The 15,260-nt window shown below is 56.4% G+C and carries 16 protein-coding genes; 8 read left to right on the forward strand and 8 right to left on the reverse strand.

Annotated elements, in window-relative coordinates; genetic code table 11:
- The first annotated feature begins 285 nt into the window (after positions 1 to 285).
- From ACMGG9_RS03265 to ACMGG9_RS03285, 5 genes are all read left to right on the forward strand, one after another.
- Positions 286 to 2,076, forward strand: a complete 1,791-nt coding sequence (locus ACMGG9_RS03265; protein ID WP_414161915.1) for a Wzy polymerase domain-containing protein — start codon at positions 286 to 288, stop codon at positions 2,074 to 2,076.
- 71 nt (positions 2,077 to 2,147) lie between these two features.
- Positions 2,148 to 2,705, forward strand: coding sequence for a LuxR family transcriptional regulator (locus ACMGG9_RS03270; protein ID WP_414161916.1), 558 nt, complete (start codon positions 2,148 to 2,150; stop codon positions 2,703 to 2,705).
- Between the two features lie 70 nt (positions 2,706 to 2,775).
- Complete coding sequence (locus ACMGG9_RS03275) at positions 2,776 to 2,946, forward strand: hypothetical protein (protein WP_265526735.1); 171 nt, start codon at positions 2,776 to 2,778, stop codon at positions 2,944 to 2,946.
- A gap of 703 nt (positions 2,947 to 3,649) precedes the next feature.
- Entirely contained in the window at positions 3,650 to 4,417 is a 768-nt protein-coding gene (locus ACMGG9_RS03280) for an alpha/beta hydrolase (protein WP_414161917.1), read from the forward strand.
- Positions 4,418 to 4,822: 405 nt separating this feature from the next.
- Entirely contained in the window at positions 4,823 to 5,041 is a 219-nt protein-coding gene (locus ACMGG9_RS03285) for a TM2 domain-containing protein (protein ID WP_033641985.1), read from the forward strand.
- 50 nt (positions 5,042 to 5,091) lie between these two features.
- Here the strand turns inward: ACMGG9_RS03285 and ACMGG9_RS03290 are convergent, their stop codons facing one another.
- The gene (locus ACMGG9_RS03290) at positions 5,092 to 5,625 is read right to left on the reverse strand and encodes a hypothetical protein (RefSeq protein ID WP_033651031.1); all 534 of its coding nucleotides are present in this window, start codon (positions 5,623 to 5,625) and stop codon (positions 5,092 to 5,094) included.
- A 501-nt stretch (positions 5,626 to 6,126) separates the two neighbouring features.
- Here ACMGG9_RS03290 and ACMGG9_RS03295 point away from each other — a divergent pair.
- Positions 6,127 to 7,224, forward strand: a complete 1,098-nt coding sequence (locus tag ACMGG9_RS03295) for a hypothetical protein (RefSeq protein WP_147880950.1) — start codon at positions 6,127 to 6,129, stop codon at positions 7,222 to 7,224.
- Positions 7,225 to 7,227: 3 nt separating this feature from the next.
- On the opposite strand, the gene ACMGG9_RS03300 is transcribed toward ACMGG9_RS03295, so the two are convergent.
- From ACMGG9_RS03300 to ACMGG9_RS03325, 6 genes are all read right to left on the reverse strand, one after another.
- Positions 7,228 to 7,932 carry a hypothetical protein gene (locus ACMGG9_RS03300; protein ID WP_147880949.1) on the reverse strand — a complete coding sequence of 235 codons (705 nt, stop codon included), beginning with the start codon at positions 7,930 to 7,932 and terminating at the stop codon, positions 7,228 to 7,230.
- A 16-nt stretch (positions 7,933 to 7,948) separates the two neighbouring features.
- Positions 7,949 to 9,124, reverse strand: coding sequence for a hypothetical protein (locus ACMGG9_RS03305; protein ID WP_147880948.1), 1,176 nt, complete (start codon positions 9,122 to 9,124; stop codon positions 7,949 to 7,951).
- Positions 9,121 to 10,407: a hypothetical protein gene (locus ACMGG9_RS03310; protein WP_147880947.1), complete on the reverse strand. Its 1,287-nt coding sequence runs from the start codon at positions 10,405 to 10,407 to the stop codon at positions 9,121 to 9,123. The genes ACMGG9_RS03305 and ACMGG9_RS03310 overlap by 4 nt, the downstream gene beginning before the upstream one ends.
- A 53-nt stretch (positions 10,408 to 10,460) precedes the next feature.
- The gene (cybB, locus tag ACMGG9_RS03315) at positions 10,461 to 10,985 is read right to left on the reverse strand and encodes a cytochrome b561 (protein WP_094141578.1); all 525 of its coding nucleotides are present in this window, start codon (positions 10,983 to 10,985) and stop codon (positions 10,461 to 10,463) included.
- Positions 10,986 to 11,262: 277 nt separating this feature from the next.
- Positions 11,263 to 12,864, reverse strand: coding sequence for an ABC transporter substrate-binding protein (locus ACMGG9_RS03320; RefSeq protein WP_033641991.1), 1,602 nt, complete (start codon positions 12,862 to 12,864; stop codon positions 11,263 to 11,265).
- Positions 12,865 to 12,992: 128 nt separating this feature from the next.
- Positions 12,993 to 13,373, reverse strand: a complete 381-nt coding sequence (locus tag ACMGG9_RS03325) for a winged helix-turn-helix transcriptional regulator (RefSeq protein ID WP_042783750.1) — start codon at positions 13,371 to 13,373, stop codon at positions 12,993 to 12,995.
- An 84-nt stretch (positions 13,374 to 13,457) separates the two neighbouring features.
- Here ACMGG9_RS03325 and ACMGG9_RS03330 point away from each other — a divergent pair, with 84 nt between their 5' ends.
- Positions 13,458 to 14,225, forward strand: a complete 768-nt coding sequence (locus ACMGG9_RS03330; protein WP_033651038.1) for an NAD(P)H-dependent oxidoreductase — start codon at positions 13,458 to 13,460, stop codon at positions 14,223 to 14,225.
- On the opposite strand, the gene ACMGG9_RS03335 is transcribed toward ACMGG9_RS03330, so the two are convergent.
- Positions 14,222 to 14,470, reverse strand: coding sequence for a hypothetical protein (locus ACMGG9_RS03335; protein ID WP_004940639.1), 249 nt, complete (start codon positions 14,468 to 14,470; stop codon positions 14,222 to 14,224). The genes ACMGG9_RS03330 and ACMGG9_RS03335 overlap by 4 nt on opposite strands.
- A 192-nt stretch (positions 14,471 to 14,662) precedes the next feature.
- On the opposite strand from ACMGG9_RS03335, the gene ACMGG9_RS03340 reads away from it, so the two are divergent.
- The gene (locus tag ACMGG9_RS03340; RefSeq protein ID WP_033651039.1) at positions 14,663 to 15,067 is read left to right on the forward strand and encodes an Exc2 family lipoprotein; all 405 of its coding nucleotides are present in this window, start codon (positions 14,663 to 14,665) and stop codon (positions 15,065 to 15,067) included.
- Positions 15,068 to 15,260 lie beyond the last annotated feature (193 nt).

Raw genomic sequence — 15,260 nt, forward strand, 5'->3', positions numbered from 1 at the left:
CGCACGTGGAGGGCGGGGACACCTTTACGTTGGGGCCGGGTGTGACTGGGACCCTGACTTTTCAAAACATGTGGGACCGGATGTATGTCAGTGCTCGGCTGGAAGCGGAAAATGCTAAACCGGGAACGTATCGAGCCAGCAAGGTGATCGTACTGGAGCCATACTGACATTCAGAGCATCGACCAAGGGGTGGATTGCTCTGTGCGCTCGCAATGTGGCGCCCTCTGGGCCTGCCCGTCATCCAACGGGGCAATACCCGGGGGAAAGCCCCAGATGGCGAGCCGGATGGAGAAACAACGTGCAGCATATCGGCGAGTTCATGATGACCGACGATCTTCGCCATTATCTGCAAAGCCAGCTTTAAATAAGAACCGTTCGCGCATGAAATTTGATCGTATCTCTTTCTTATTAACGTTATTGTTTTTTATTCCACTGATAATTTATATCTCAAATCCTGGAGGCACAGGGTTCACGCTGCCGTTCAATCTATTGATCTCGGGGGGAGCTGCCATATTCATAGGTGCATCATGGCGACCGGCCGCCCTGAGCCGAGTCGTGATAACACCTACTTGCCGCGCAATACTGATTGCCATGGTGATACTGGTTGTGCCGGTTATATACACGCGTGCGGAATGGCAAAACGCCGGTCTATGGCGGCTGGGGGGGCTATTTGCCGGAGCGGTGTTTTATTTCACTTGGCTGCAGGTACGTACGACCGCGCGCCAGCGCCATGCGGTGCTGTACTTGATTCTGGCTGCGGCGGCGGTGCAAGCGTTTGTGGTGTTGTTGCAACTGTTTGCACCACCGCTTGCCGAATTCTGGGTGCCCGCAAACGGTGGGCGCGCTCTTGGCATTTTTCAGCAGCCCAACGTTACCGCCAGTTTTATCGCAACCGGGCTCGCGCTGGCGTTGGCGGCGTTTGTGCTGCCGGGCTTCCATCTCTCAGTGCTGGGCGGGGAACGCTGGCGCCGTCGTGCGTTGGCTGCAGCGCTGATGCTCCTGTCGATGGTGCTGGTGTGGTTACAATCCCGCACCGGTTGGCTGGCTGGCGTTTTAGTGTCAGGCGCAGTTCTATTCTGCTTTTGCCGCCGTTATCCGCGGGCTGTAACGATTGCTTCAGTGCTGGTTGTGGGCGGTGTCACTGTCGCGGTCATGGTGATGTGGTTGGGTAGCGATATGTGCTACGCCAGCCACGCCAGCTCTAATCAGGCGCGCTACGCAATGCTGAGTTCTACGTTGGCGATGATTGCCGAGAAACCGGTGCTTGGCTGGGGGTACGGCGGCTTCGAATACAGCTTTCAGCACTTTCGCCTGGCGCAAGGTTTATCTACTCACGGCGTGGGGATTGCCCGACATCCGCATAACGAGCTGTTGCTGTGGTGGGTTGAGGGCGGGATTGTCGCTCTGCTGGGCATGTTGTTGCTGATGTGGGCGGGGCTGAAATTGGTTGCGCGCGCCCACTGGCGCGACAAACGGGCTTTCTCCTGCGGCAAAACCACTGCCGGAGAAGCGTTGGGGCTGTTTATCGCTCTGTTGCCGATAGTGTTGCACTGCCAGACGGAATACCCTTTCTACCTATCTGCGCTGCATTGGCTGGTATTTTTGATGCTGCTGGCGATGCTCGATCGTCTGGTCAGCCCACGTTTAGGCAAAGGTGGAACGCTGAAACGATGGAAGTACCCAATGCTGTTGATGTCGCTGTCGGGCCTGGCCGTTGCTGCTGCGGGATTGTACTGCGGCCAGATACTCACCCAGGCGGAGCGTACTGGGTTGCAGGAGATGCGCAACGTAGAGGCGTTGCCGGCGTGGGTAAGCTGGACACAGGCAGAAAGAGTGCAGTTTGATCGGCAACTGGTCACGTTGATGACTTTCAATTTTTCACAGGAAGAGCAGTTGTTAGAGAGCTATGCGCAGTGGGCTCAAGCGTATTTGAATCGCCGTATAGACAAGAACGTTTATGCGAACCTGCTGGTTATCTTGTACCGGCAGCAACAATACGTGCGTGCCGACGAATTGAGACGCGAGGCGGCGCTATTATTTCCCTTTGACAGGCGTTTTGAGCGGCGCGGTTTCTAATCGATGGGGGAGTTAATAAACACCATTCCACATTCAAGAGCTGTATTTTACTGATTAGCGTATTAATCGATATGAAAAAGATCTTTTTGCTCAGTCAATGTCAGTACATGTATCTGGCATTAAAGACTGTTTTTGAGAATAAAGCAGACTATACAATAGAACATCTCAGTTCTGGTTATAAAGTTGATAAGGAATGTGCCAATGCAACTATTTTGATTCATGTAACAGATGAGAATTATTCCGAGTTGTTGGTATTAATGAGAAGTAGGCAGTTTTTCTGGTTAAGAAAAGCAATATTCATTACGCAAAAGCGTCTGGCGGCACTCATGAATTATTTATCAATGAAAACACTGAGGTTTATTGACGAGAGCGCAAGCGTTGAGGCATTTGAACGAGAAATTGTCGAGGGGAGCGGGTCGGAGTCTGATGCAGCAAAAGGTGATCTGTTATCGCAAGCTGAATATACCGTGTTGCGGTTCGCAGCATCAGGAATGAGTTTAACGGCAATCGCTTTCAGAACCCGAAAAAGTATCAAAACAATCAGCAGTCAAAAGATCAGTGGTTTGAGGAAACTGGGGTTAGAGAATACGCCTCACTCACTGCTTAATCTGTTTAATTTATTTTACTAAAAATTTAACTGTGAGCGATTGCTGCATACGCGGCATCTCGCATCATTTTGATATGAGAGAGGTTACTATTATGTTAAGACATCAATGGGTGGCGCAAAAAGCGCGTGAAATGGCATTGCACTATGTTGTTCATGCCGGAGTGGTGTATTCACCGGACGTGTTTATAAAAAAAGTGCGCGAAATGGAGGGGGTATTTAGCCGTATTCTACTTGCGGAACAGGAGGGTAAACATAATTCTTAACGTGGGCGCGGGAGCGCTTCTCATTGGTGGATTCGTGCGGCGTTCGTCGGCAGTGTTTTTCAGCGTTCAAAATCGATGTTGGAGCGCTTATAGCGTCGGGTAAAAATCATAACGGTATTTGTTACCAAGCCTGCTCGGATCTGGGTTGTTAACTCTAAGGTGAACAGCGATGTTCAGTGATATTATAGCTAATAACGTGGTAATTCATTGAAATTAAAATATAAATTAAGGGTTGTGAACAGGGTGTGCAGTTTTCCCGGGAATCTTTTTTGCGACGATACCTGGCTCGCTGCGCCGTTTGCAATCTAAACGGTGGGTTCACCCTGTGTTTGCTGTGTATATTTATAGGTATAGAGGTTATATTCGTATCTTTAAATTCATTTAAAATCATAGTGATAATGTGTTATTGTCGTTCCTATTATCGGCACCATTTCAAGTTTCACTGCCTTCCTTGTAAAAATACGCAGCACTGGCGTCTGCAACGCTTGCGGTTGATATTTCTGCTTATCGCGACGTGGCAATGCGCTGCAAGGTATAATACAAACGTGTTTGTTTAATCACTCACACAACCAGCAAGCGTCGTAAGCAGAATAATACGTTGCTACGGTTGAACCTCACCGTCTTTTTTTATCTGGGAAAAGACATTATCGCCAATGTTAAATCACTGGCTTATTTATAAAGTGAGGTTGTTATGTGTGGATGTTTGATTTCAAGAACGAAGGACTTTAACTTTAATGGTCAACGTTATAGGGTTTTTATTGCTCATGACAAGCAAGCGCATGGAGATTTAAACGCGCTTTACTTTCTCGATGCCAATACTCAATTCACCAAGCTGACCGAACGCCATCAGAGTAGAAACAACGACAATATTCTTTATGTGGGCATCGGCTATCAGGATGGGGTGGATATACTAAAAGCAAGAACCCGCGACTATACGGTTCCCTCTGATGATAAAGAGTTTATTGACGGTGGCGGAGCGCCGGCGTTTTATCAGTTTATCATCACATGCGTTAAGCCCTGGATTGAGTCACGCTACCCAATCAATACAGACAAACAAACGCTGGCAGGTCATTCACATGGCGGGCATTTTGTACTTTATACGCTGTTGAACCATCCTGACGCGTTTCAAAATTATCTGGCGGCCAGTCCATCGATCTGGTGGGGGAATGGGGCGTTGCTTCCTGATGGTAAGTTAACAATCGCTGAAAGCGTTAATAAAATAACCCTGATGATTGGCGAGTATGAAGAAAAGGTTCATCCGCAAAGTAATGAAACTGAAAGAGGGCGGGTGACCAGAATTAATGCAACACCCAAATTGCGAGTCAGGCATCTGGCAAAAAAACTGATCGAAGATGAGCAACGCTGTGATTTTATTTTCTGCTCAGGGCGTCGTCACCCGGGTGTCATCAAGGATTATGCACTGATGGCGAACGCGATCGCGGCGCATAATATTCAACGTGATGGGCTTTAGCGTCGTGATAGAATCATTTTTCGAACACCTGCAAGTTGAGCTGCTTTTAGCCGTCTGCAGGCATTCACCAGGGAAACTAAAAATTAGAACGGTATGCCAATATCAGGCAATGAAAATCTGTTTTAACCTTATCTCTTACAATGACCGCTATGCCGACGAGATCCTGGCTGCGTGCGTGTTTTTTTGAGCCGAAACCGAGTATCTGTAGCCTCGCTTCCCATGCATCCCCCTGCTTATCCTTTCGCCGGTTAAACAACCGTTTAATCATCCGCTGTTATAATTACCCCTGTTGAGCCTTGATGGATGAATGTTTTCCTCCTCAAGCATTGCGATGCGGCGCTCTGTGGAGCGGCATCCGTTTTTGGACATGCCGGTGGTTCGGTGAGAAGTTAGGAGAAGTGCACTATGAGCAGAAAAGACAAGCTCGCGGCGGCCCTGTTGGCCATCTTTCTGGGCGGACTGGGCATTCACAAGTTTTACCTGGGGATGAAGTGGTGGGGGCTGTTCTACCTGCTGTTCTGCTGGACGGGGATCCCATCGATTGTCGGCTTTATCGAAGGCATTATTTATCTGTTCCAATCGGAAGAGAAGTTCAACCAGAAATACAATCCTGGTCTGATTTAAGGCTTTGCTGACGGCGCTTCCTGTTGCGGGAAGCGCCGTTTTTCATTCCGTTACTGTTTCTTCATCATCATCTTGCCGCGCATCTCTTTGCTCATCATTTTATTCGAGCTGGAGATCACGCAGTTATATTGCTTGCCTTGGTTAATGATCATAAAGGTGCTGACCGGATTTTTAAAATCCTTGTCGATGGTGAAATAAATATAGGCCTGCGGCAATGCGGCCGGTTTAAAGGCGCCGAAGGCATACACATCCGCCAGGCCCAGCGCGGAGAGATCGACCGTCAGCTCCATGGGTTTCATGGAATCCGGCGATGGGAACATCGACTTGGCCGACATCATCATGGTGCTGCTGTTGATGGTGTAATCGGTTTTGACCTTCATGCCGATATATTTCGATTCCGGCATGGAAAGTTCTTTTTGGCAGGCGGCGTCGTGCTGCGGCGCCGGGCTGCCGTTTTCCATCACGGCGTGCACGTGTTCCAGCATCACTTCCGCGTTGCCGGTGGTAGGTTGTGCATCGGCCGCGTAAGCCGCGCCGCTGAAGGCGGCTACAGAGGTAAGGATAATGCCCGTAACGATTTTCATTGTCGGTCTCCGGAATGCTAATAATGATATTAATTGCGGTGTGTAGCCTATTGGCCTGATAAAACGCAAAGTGACCCGTTCCGTGGAGATAAAATATCCTCGGAATATTGCTGGAAAAGAGTTTTTCTTCCTCGCGGTAAGCAAGGTTGTGTTAATTTTTTAAGCGCCTTTCTGATTTTTTATTCGGTATTTTTTCCTGCATATAAATAGTATGTCTAAACATAGTCAATGTTTAGAATATGTACAAATTATTGCGATTTTTTCTCTTTACGCTTTCTGTTTTTTTAATCGAGCAATAAATATTTATTGAGATACAGAGAGTTATGTTTTTACGCTGGGACCACTCGGTGAAGCGTTACTTATGTGATCTTCATAGTCACAGAAATAACGCTGAAATTATTACCTTTCTATTTAACGGCTAATTATTCATGGCATAGGCTTCAACCCCACTAACCGCCTGAGCTAGAATCAGGCGGTTTTCTCTTCGAAAAGGATATCGCCATGGCCGCCTGGGCGCTTTTGATCGTCGGTTGGTTATTGATTTGGCAGGATCACCCGGTTTGGGGTGTGCTGTGCATCGCGCTGTTTGCCGCGCTGCAATGGGCGAAGCACGCCGCTAAAAGCGGGCAAGAACCTGAAGAAGCGGCAGAGTGGCGCAAGACCGACTGGCGTTCGCAGCCGATTGAGATGGCGCACGCCGGCGACAGCGACCGGCAGATTGGCGGCGTGGGGGAACTGGGCATGGGCGGCCCCAGCTTTTGGACGCTGCTGCTGCGCGACGGGGCGATTGTGCATGGCGCCTGCGCCGCGCCGCAGGACGTGGACGATGGCAAGCTGCGCCTGATACCGACCCGCAGCCGCGAGGGAGAGGAGCTGACGGTATACGAGCCCGCCGCCCGGGCGATGTATGCGCTGCCTGCGTTGACCGATCGCGAGCTGGGAGCCTTGGCCGCCGGTTCCGCTGAGGCGCTGGTGCGGCTGCGGGCGACGTGTCGGCAGGTGGAGGCCACGCCGTTGCACCTTGTGCGCGGTCTGTGGGTGCCGCAGTGGGTAGCGGATCCGGCGGATCGGCTGGAGATCACGTTGCCCAGCGGCCGCGTGCTGGCGGCGCGCGCGATGTTGCCGGCGGATCTGCGCCAGGCGGCCGATCCTGCCGCGCTGCTGCACACGCCGCCTTATGAACTGTTGCTGGATAACAGGCCGACCGATCGCTTCGTGTGCGATCTCGAACGCGTGGCGGGATCCCCGTCGGGTGACGGTTTGAGCGTCGGCGGCTGCCAGTTCCGCGGCGAGCATATCGTCGATGGCCTATACCATCTCTACTTCGCCGGCGAGTGGTTCAGCCTGCTCTCGTATGCGCATAAACCGGCGGGCGGGCGCGGTTCGGACACCACCTTTTTCGTCGAGCGGGTCGAGCCGCAAGACGGCGGGGTGTTTGTGATTGAATGGGATGCCTACAGCGTGGGGCCAGGCGGGCGTGAGCCGCGCGTGCCGGCCCCGCCGGTATTGGTTATCGCGGTAAGTTGGCAGGAAACGCCGCTGCAGTTGCCAACGGCCAACAACCGCGTGACCGTGCGCTTGCCCAACGCCACGGCGTAAGGCTTAAGGCAGCACCCTGACTTCGCCGTTGTGCAAGGTCAGCACCGCGATCGGGCTGCCGGAGAAGCACTCCCTAAAGATCCAGTCGCTGGGCCGAAACGCCGCCGCAGGCAGCCCGGCCTGCCACTCCTCCCACTGCGGGGTCGGCTTATCCGGCGGTAAAGAGAAAGAGACCAGCCAACCGGCTTCGCAGTGCACCGTTTGGCCGGTTGGACGGGTGAAGGTATGCGCACCTGCCAGCTCCATCACCGGCGGTAAAACCTCGAAGGCGATGATCGGCACGCCGGCCACGCTCTGCGGCTGAGGAAAACGCACGGCAGTCACGCCGTCCATCGTGATGGGGCTGTCTTCGGTGCCGGGCTGGCGCGGCTCCTGCCGGTTTACCCAGCTGCCTTTCGGCAGCGTGATTTCACCGAACGGTTTTGCCTCGTCGAGCGTCAGGTAGCTGCGCCGATTCCAGTGTTCTTCCGCCCGCTGGCTCTTGATATCCTGGATGGCGATGCCGATAAGCATCAGCACGCACGCCACCGGATAGACCGCCAGCGCCGAGGCCAGCAGAAAGCCGAGCCAGGAGAGCGGCGGCCGCGGGCGGCCGCAGCGGGCGGCGGCGTAGCGCCAGCCCCACCAGGCGAGCAGGATGCCGGTGGGCAGCAGCGCCAACAACAGCGCCACCAGCCCCGCGGCGCCGGCGCCATAGCCTAACAGCATGGCAGATTCCTCATGTTCATGGCGTGGTGGATCGATAGCGAACGAAGTAGGGCAGCGCCGGGGTCTCCCCGTCATCGCCATAGTGGCTTTCCGGTTCGATCACGGTTTGGCGTGCGTCGTCGCGCCCGTTGTAGCGGTACTCCAACGGCTGTCGGTAGCGCACTTCGGATGAACGCAGATCGAAAATCAGCGAAAGGCGCGCATCGCCGTTATCCGTTTGGGCGACCAGCTTGTCGTTGCCCGCCCACAGCTGATACAGCGATTTATCGCCGTTTTCCAACAGCACCGCCAACTGCCCGTCGGATTGATGGCGCAGAAGCTGATACAGTCCTCTGTCCAGCGTTTGGGCGATCAGGTAGATGCCGCCATCCGGGGCCTGCGCGCTTTCCTTGACGCGCACCGTTAGCCAATGCAGTTCGGCCACCTCGCCGGTTTTGCCGTTAACGGCAATGTGCAAGGCGCCGGAACCGAGCACCGGGTTCATCCAAAACAGCACGCGATCGCCATCAACGGCGGTAAAGATCTCGGGCATGGATTTGCGCTTACCGGAGGCGTAAGCCGTCGGTGACTCCTCCTCGCCGCGCTCAAAGCCCAGCAGCTGTCGCTCATCCAACAGCGCCGGCAGATCCAGCGTCTGCCGCCAATGGGCGCCAAGGTCCGGGCTGTAGAATACGCCTTCGGTGCTGATGAAATACAGCGCGCGCTTTCCCGACAGCGCCACCAGTTTGCCGCCGATAAAGGAAGGCAGATTGTCGTCGCCCTCCGGCCAGGGGATCAGCGCCCCGATGGTGCCCCGTTGCACATCGACCAGCCGGCGCCCTTTGGACAGAAAAAGCATGCACTCCTGCTCGACGCAAACCGCATCGTAGATTGATTCGTCGAGTTGCCCCAGCATCTGCAACCCCTTCGGGCCGGTGAATAACACCTGGCTGAGGTAGTTGGCCGCCCAGCCGTAGAAGCTGTTGTAGGCGCTGGTCTCACTTCTTTTACTGATGAGCAGCAGAGCGCCGTTCTGCGCCGGGTAGCTGTGGATGAGATCGTAACGGGCTATTGTCGGCAACGCCTCGTCGCTCTGGGTCCATTGCCACTGCGCATAGCGTTGTTCAGGGGCGAGGAAATAGACGCCCAGCGCGCTGGCCAAAAACAGCGTCAGGATAATCAGGGGTCTTTTATAAAGCGCTAGCGTCATCATTTCAGCTCCGTCACCTGTTCCTGCCGCCATAGCCTGCGGCGCAGATGGCGCAGGTATTTGAACGTCTTAAACGTGCGGTGCTGCTCAAAAGCGTAGAGGCGGCAGATCTGGGCGAAGCCCTCGATCAGCAGCGCCAGGCCGCTGACCATCAGCATCATCAGCAGCAGAATCGGCGGCAACTCACTGCCGAGGCGCTTCAGGGTCCAGGCATCCAGGTAAAAGCCCGCTGGGGTATCGGCGTTATCCCACACGATCAGACCGAGCATCAAACACATCATGATCGCGCCCAGGATGAAAACGACACGCGCGCTCAGGTTAAGGCCGGCTTCGGTGAAGTAGCGATTGCCGCCGATGAGATAGGTTTGGTGGTCGCGATGATTGATGATCCCACGCACCGTAGGCAACTCGGGGACGGTGTCGTTCTCGCAGTACAACACCTGCAGCGGATCGCCCTTAGCGATGAAAAGCGGATGCTGCCGACGAAATACCGGATGCAGTTTGGTCGTGGGGACGTTGAGCGCGCGGGTCGTCACCGCGAAGTGCGTCTCGTTCTGACGCCACGCGTAAGTGTCCAAATACTGCACCTGCCGCGGGATCTCATAGTGGCGAAGTTCGTAGCTCAGGGCGTTGACCGTCTCGATGCCGGAGGCCTCGACGCCGTCCGGAAGGGGAAGTGCGGTCTGCAGCGGTGCGGTCGTCGGCACGGCGTCTTTGCGGACGGCTCGGTATCTGATGCCGGGGATTTTCAGGCTGAGCGAATCGGGCGGCGTGACGTCTTGCCCCAGCAGCACGCGATCCAGCGCCCTGAGCAGGCGCCTGCGGCCGCGATGCCCGATCAGCAAGAGCTCTGAACCGACGAACAGCACCATGCCGATGCCGATGAGGCCGGCGATGATGGCGATAAAGAACAGGACAATGGTCAGCCAGGAATCTTCCCGGTCCATGATGAAAAAGGCAGCCGGGAAGCCACCGGCCAACGCGGCGCCCAGCACCAGCAGGGCGAAGTATTTCAGCTTGTATTTCAGCGTTCTGTCGGGTTCCAGCCGGCCTTTCGTGCCGTGCAGCAGCCAGTGCAGCCAGTAGCTGCCGTCACGCAGGCGGTGAGCGCCGATCTTCACCCGATCGCCGGCGGCGAGCGTGGCCAGCAGATTTTCGCTGTCGCTGAAGTCGTCACGGTAAAAAAAGAACGTCTGGCCGGAGGCGATGATCCTCACCAGGTTGTCGGGCGCCGTCTGCTGGCAGGCGCATTGTTCGACGGTCACATTAAAAAATTGGGTTTGCATGTCATTCCCTGTCAGCGGGCGTGGCCCGAAAAGTCATCCCTGGCGCCGGGTATTCAGCGTTTTTTCATCAATGGCAGCATGCGCACCAGCGCATTGTCCTTGACGATGTAGTGATGGAACAGCGCGGCGGCGGCATGCAGGCCGATCAGCCAGTAGCCGAATGAGGCCAGCGTTTTATGCCAGCCGATAATCATCCGCGCCTGCGGCCGATCGGCCACGTCGGTGAACGGCATCGACAGGCCGAACAGATACCACTCCTTGCCGCCCAGATAGCGCGAATACACCCCCAGCACCGGCAGCGTCAGCAGCAGCAGATAAATCAGGGTATGCGTCAGGTGCGCCATGCCGGTTTGCCACTTCGGCGGTTTGGGCGCGATGGCGGGCGAGGCGTGGCGCCGGCGCAGGAGCAGGCGAGCTAGCATCAGCGCAAACACCGTCACGCCGCTGCTGAAGTGGGTGACAACCAGCGCGTACCACGGTGCGCTGCCCGGTTCGGCAAAGCCCCGCAGCTCGATGGTGACGCAGGTGATGACCAGCAGGATCGCCACCAGCCAGTGCAGGCGAATTTGCCACGGCATATAGGTGTTCTGCACCGGGTTACCTTTTGATGTTAAAGGGTCTGTGCGCCGATGGTAACGAAATGTTACATCGGAGGAAAGCGCGTGCGCGCAATTTAGGCAAAACGCCAGGCTCAACTCACTTATTAAGCTATTGGTTTAGTGGGTTATGCGCCTGACGGCAGGGGAGGCCGTGAGCGTCGTAAGGTATGAAGTTAACAGGCGGTAGATTCCGAGGCCGGCAGCTTATTAAGCGATGACGCGGGTTGCGCCGCAGCCCTCGCTGCGGCGCCTGGGATCAGTTCAATTTGGCCTTGGCGAAATCGCTGCCGTTCACGTCCACCACGTAGCCGCTCAGGTTGCTGCGGGTGGCGTAGAATACTTTGCCGGTGGCCAGCGGCAGCCACGGCGCCTGTTTGGCGAAGATCACCTGCGCCTGTTGGTACAGCTTGGCGCGCGCCTGCGGCTGGTTCTCCTGGATCGCCTGCTGGATCAGCCGGTCGTAATCCTTATCGCACCAGCGCGCCACGTTGGCGCCGCTCTGTACCCCGGCGCAGCCGAGCAGGGTGGCGAAGTTGTCCGGATCGCCGTTGTCCGATACCCAGCCGTACAGCGCGCTCTGCTGCTCGCCTTTGCGCAGCCCGGCCAGATACTGGCCCCACTCCCAGGTGACGATCTTGGCCTTCACGCCCACCTTCGCCCAGTCGCTCTGGATCATCTCGGCGATGCGCTTCGAGTTCGGGTTGTAAGGGCGCTGTACCGGCATCGACCAGATGTCGGTCTCAAAGCCCTGCTCCAGCCCGGCCTGCTTCAGCAGCTCGCGCGCCTTCTGCGGATCGTAGGCGTACTCCGGCAGTTTATCGTTGTAGCCCAGCATGCCCGGCGGCAGCAGCGAATTGGCCGGCGTGCCGCTGTCTTTGAACACCGCGGCGACGATCGCTTTCTTGTCCACCGCGTAGCTCAGCGCCTGACGCACCAGCAGGTTGTCGAACGGTTTTTTCTGGGTGTTGAACGCCAGATAGCCGACGTTCAGCCCGGTAATGTCGTGCAGCTGCAGGTTGCCGTCGGCCTTGATGGCGGCGAACTGTTCCGGCAGCGGCGCGGGGATGATCTGGCATTCGTTGGTTTTCAGCTTGGCCAGCCGGGTCTGCGGATCCGGCGTGATGGAGAAGATGAGGTGCTTGCTGGCCACTTCGCCCTGCCAGTAGTGCGGGTTGGCGATGTAGCGGATTAGCGAATCCTGCTTGTACTGCTGCAGCGCAAACGGGCCGGTGCCGATCGGCCAGTTGTCGACGTATTCCGGCGTGCCCTTTTTCAGCATCGCGTCGGCGTACTCGGCGGACAGGATCGAGGCGAAATCCATCGCCCAGTCGGCGACGAAGGCGGCGTTGGGCTGGCTCAGCGTGAAGCGCACGTGGTGTTCGTCCACCGCTTCCACCTTGGTGATCAGCTTATCCAGACCCATGTCGGTGAAGTATTCATAGTTGCCGCCGGAGACCTTGTGATACGGGTTGGCCGGATCCTTCTGCCGCATCACGGTGAACACCACGTCTTCGGCGTTGAAGTCGCGCGTTGGGGTGAAGTATTTGTTGCTGTTGAATTTTACCCCCTGGCGCAGGGTAAAGGTGTAGGTCTTGCCGTCCGGGCTGACGCTCCACTCGGTGGCCAGCGACGGGGCGGGCGTTTTATCGCTTTCGCGCAGCGTCACCAAGCGGTTGTACAGCACCTGCGAGGTGGCGATAAAGGTCGGCCCGGAGCTGGAGAGCTGCGGGTTGAACGATTCCGGCGAGGCAACGGTGCAGTACACCAGCGCATCGGAAGCGGCCAGCGCGCCGCCCGCCGACAGCAGGCCGCAGCCAGCCAGCACCAGCGCGGCGATTGGGTGTTTTAAAAACGTCAAGGCAAGATCCTCAGGTGGAGTGGGCCGTTACCGGCGAATTGAATTAACTATAGATAACGGATGGCGAGACCGGGAACAAGCGTCTCACCTGCGCATTCTGTGCGCCGGGCGTTGCTTGCCAAACCGCTTTACTCGCTCTCGCGCTTGTGGTCGGCATCATAGCGCTCGCGAGCGGCGTCCAGCTCGGGGAAATGGTATTCCGCCCAGCGGTCCAGCGCCGTCAGCGTCTCGACCAGCGAGCAGGCGACGGCGCTGAGCCGATATTCCACATGCGCCTGATTTTTTTCACTGAAATCCAGCCGTTCAAGCAGCCCGTTGCGTTCCAGCTGGCGCAGCGTTTGCGTCAGCACCTTCTGCGAAATGCCGTCGATGCGGCGCAGCAGTTCGCCGTTGCGCATCGGGCGCTGCGCCAGCGCAGGCAGGATCAACATCACCCACTTGCCGGAGATCAGCGCCAGCGCATCGCGCGCGGAGCACTTGCTCGAATAGACGTCGCCGGGATAAGCCATTGGGGGTTACCTTCAGGTGCGTAATTGCCAAGGGTGCGATAAAGCCACAGCATAGCAGCACCACCTTACAACGGGAGAAACAGGATGAACGTGCTGATTGTGCTGGCTCACCCCGAGCCGCATTCCTTCAATGCTCATTTGGCCGAACAGGCGCGGCAGGCCTGCCTGGCGCAGGGGCATCAGGTGAAGACGGTCGATCTGTATCAGGAGGGATTTGATCCGCGCGAGGGCGCCGGCCATTACCCCAGCAGAAAGCAGGCGGACAGATTTGATGCGATGCAGGAGCAGCGCCATCACTGGACGACTCAGGCGCTGCCGGCGGAGATCCGGCGGCATATCGAGCTGCTGCACTGGGCGGATACGCTGGTGCTGCAGTTTCCTTTCTGGTGGTTCGGCGCGCCGGCTATCATCAAGGGCTGGATGGATCGGGTGTTCGTTTACGGCGGGATCTACGATAGCCGCCACCGCCATGAGAACGGCGTAATGCGCGGCAAACGGGCGCTGCTGACCGTCACCGCCGGCGCTTCCGCACAGGCCTGCGCGCCGAACGGGCGCGACGGCGATATGCGGCTGATGCTGTGGCCCATCATGCATGCGTTGCACTATATCGGCTTTAGCGTGCTGGAGCCGTTCCTGGTCTATGGCGTGCGCGGCGGGTTGGCGGGCGAGGCTCTGCAGGCGCAAAACGCCGCTTTGGCGCAGGTGACGCAGGCGTACCGGGACGGTTTGAACGCGTTTTCCGCCTGGCCGGCGGTGCCCTTCAACCGCAATGAAGATTTTGACGCCGATCTGGCGCTGAAGCCCGGCGCGCCGGTGTACAGCCCGTTCGTGCGGCATTGCGATCCGGATTAGAATCCGGCCTTTAGCAGTTCCTCGCGCAAATCGTCGATAATCGCCGGTTCGATGTCGGGGAACTGCTGCTGAATATCGGCGATGGCTTCGGCCACGCTCGGGCCGGCGAAGGTGCCGGAGAAGGGCAGCAGCGGCAGGTTGGCGTCGCTGTCCGGCAGTTCGCCGCGGATGGTGCCGGTGATCATGCCCGCTTTTTTTTCCGCCGTGAGGTCGTACTCTCCCACGCTTTTGTCGATCGGTTTCATTGGCCGCCTCGCTGTCGGTGAGTGTTTATCCTGTCTGTTAAAGCATAGTGTTTCAGGCAATGAATACCAATCAATGTATATAATATTAATATAAAACAAGGTGATGCGCGTTTTGTCGTTTGACGTTCGCCGGGGGCCGGCGCTATGCTCTAGGCGCTAAAGGAACCTTCCTCACTGACAGGGACAGACGACATGAAAAGACTGAAAAGCGCGGCGCTGTTGTTGCCGCTGTTGGCGCTCAGCGCCTGCACCCATCACCTCAGCAGCGCCGAGCTGCATGCCAAGCACTACATTTATCAAACCCGCGACGATTTCGATCCGCAATTCCGCACCGATGTGAACGGCAGTATTAAGAACGCCGTGCCGATGTTCGAACAGTTCTACCAGCTGGGGAAAAAGGATCGCGCGGCAGGCGTGGCGCGCAGCGAGGCGCAGAAAAAGGCTGACTATCTGGCCAGCCCGGAATTCCAGCAGAACATGGAACACAAAACCATTTTCATCAACCGCACTTACAGCGGCTCCGACAACCCTAAACGCCGCCAGGTGTTCTCGCAGGAAGCGGTAGGTGCGTACTGGGACGGTTACGAAGGGCGCTGAACATAATCCCTCACAAATATACCCGTCATACTTGAAGCTGCATCTGTGTTGACTGCGAGCGCTCACCCCAGTCACTTACTTGAGTAAGCTCCTGGGGATTCCCGCTCTTGCCGCCGTGATGCAACTCCAATTATTTAGGGTATAGAAGGTAATAAAAACTGGTCTTCTGGCGGTTATTTGATTATAAAAACCG

This window comes from Serratia sp. BNK-10 (assembly GCF_047456065.1).
Classification (GTDB): Bacteria; Pseudomonadota; Gammaproteobacteria; order Enterobacterales; family Enterobacteriaceae; genus Serratia; species Serratia ureilytica.

Excerpts from the sequence above, each read along its gene's own strand:
- ACMGG9_RS03265 (WP_414161915.1), top strand. The coding sequence starts at position 286 with ATGGAGAAACAACGTGCAGCATATCGGCGAGTTCATGATGACCGACGA.
- ACMGG9_RS03270 (WP_414161916.1), top strand. The coding sequence starts at position 2,148 with ATGAAAAAGATCTTTTTGCTCAGTCAATGTCAGTACATGTATCTGGCA.
- ACMGG9_RS03275 (WP_265526735.1), top strand. The coding sequence starts at position 2,776 with ATGTTAAGACATCAATGGGTGGCGCAAAAAGCGCGTGAAATGGCATTG.
- ACMGG9_RS03285 (WP_033641985.1), top strand. The coding sequence starts at position 4,823 with ATGAGCAGAAAAGACAAGCTCGCGGCGGCCCTGTTGGCCATCTTTCTG.
- ACMGG9_RS03290 (WP_033651031.1), bottom strand. The coding sequence starts at position 5,625 with ATGAAAATCGTTACGGGCATTATCCTTACCTCTGTAGCCGCCTTCAGC.
- ACMGG9_RS03295 (WP_147880950.1), top strand. The coding sequence starts at position 6,127 with ATGGCCGCCTGGGCGCTTTTGATCGTCGGTTGGTTATTGATTTGGCAG.
- ACMGG9_RS03300 (WP_147880949.1), bottom strand. The coding sequence starts at position 7,932 with ATGCTGTTAGGCTATGGCGCCGGCGCCGCGGGGCTGGTGGCGCTGTTG.
- ACMGG9_RS03305 (WP_147880948.1), bottom strand. The coding sequence starts at position 9,124 with ATGATGACGCTAGCGCTTTATAAAAGACCCCTGATTATCCTGACGCTG.
- ACMGG9_RS03310 (WP_147880947.1), bottom strand. The coding sequence starts at position 10,407 with ATGCAAACCCAATTTTTTAATGTGACCGTCGAACAATGCGCCTGCCAG.
- cybB (WP_094141578.1), bottom strand. The coding sequence starts at position 10,985 with ATGCCGTGGCAAATTCGCCTGCACTGGCTGGTGGCGATCCTGCTGGTC.
- ACMGG9_RS03325 (WP_042783750.1), bottom strand. The coding sequence starts at position 13,373 with ATGGCTTATCCCGGCGACGTCTATTCGAGCAAGTGCTCCGCGCGCGAT.
- ACMGG9_RS03330 (WP_033651038.1), top strand. The coding sequence starts at position 13,458 with ATGAACGTGCTGATTGTGCTGGCTCACCCCGAGCCGCATTCCTTCAAT.
- ACMGG9_RS03335 (WP_004940639.1), bottom strand. The coding sequence starts at position 14,470 with ATGAAACCGATCGACAAAAGCGTGGGAGAGTACGACCTCACGGCGGAA.
- ACMGG9_RS03340 (WP_033651039.1), top strand. The coding sequence starts at position 14,663 with ATGAAAAGACTGAAAAGCGCGGCGCTGTTGTTGCCGCTGTTGGCGCTC.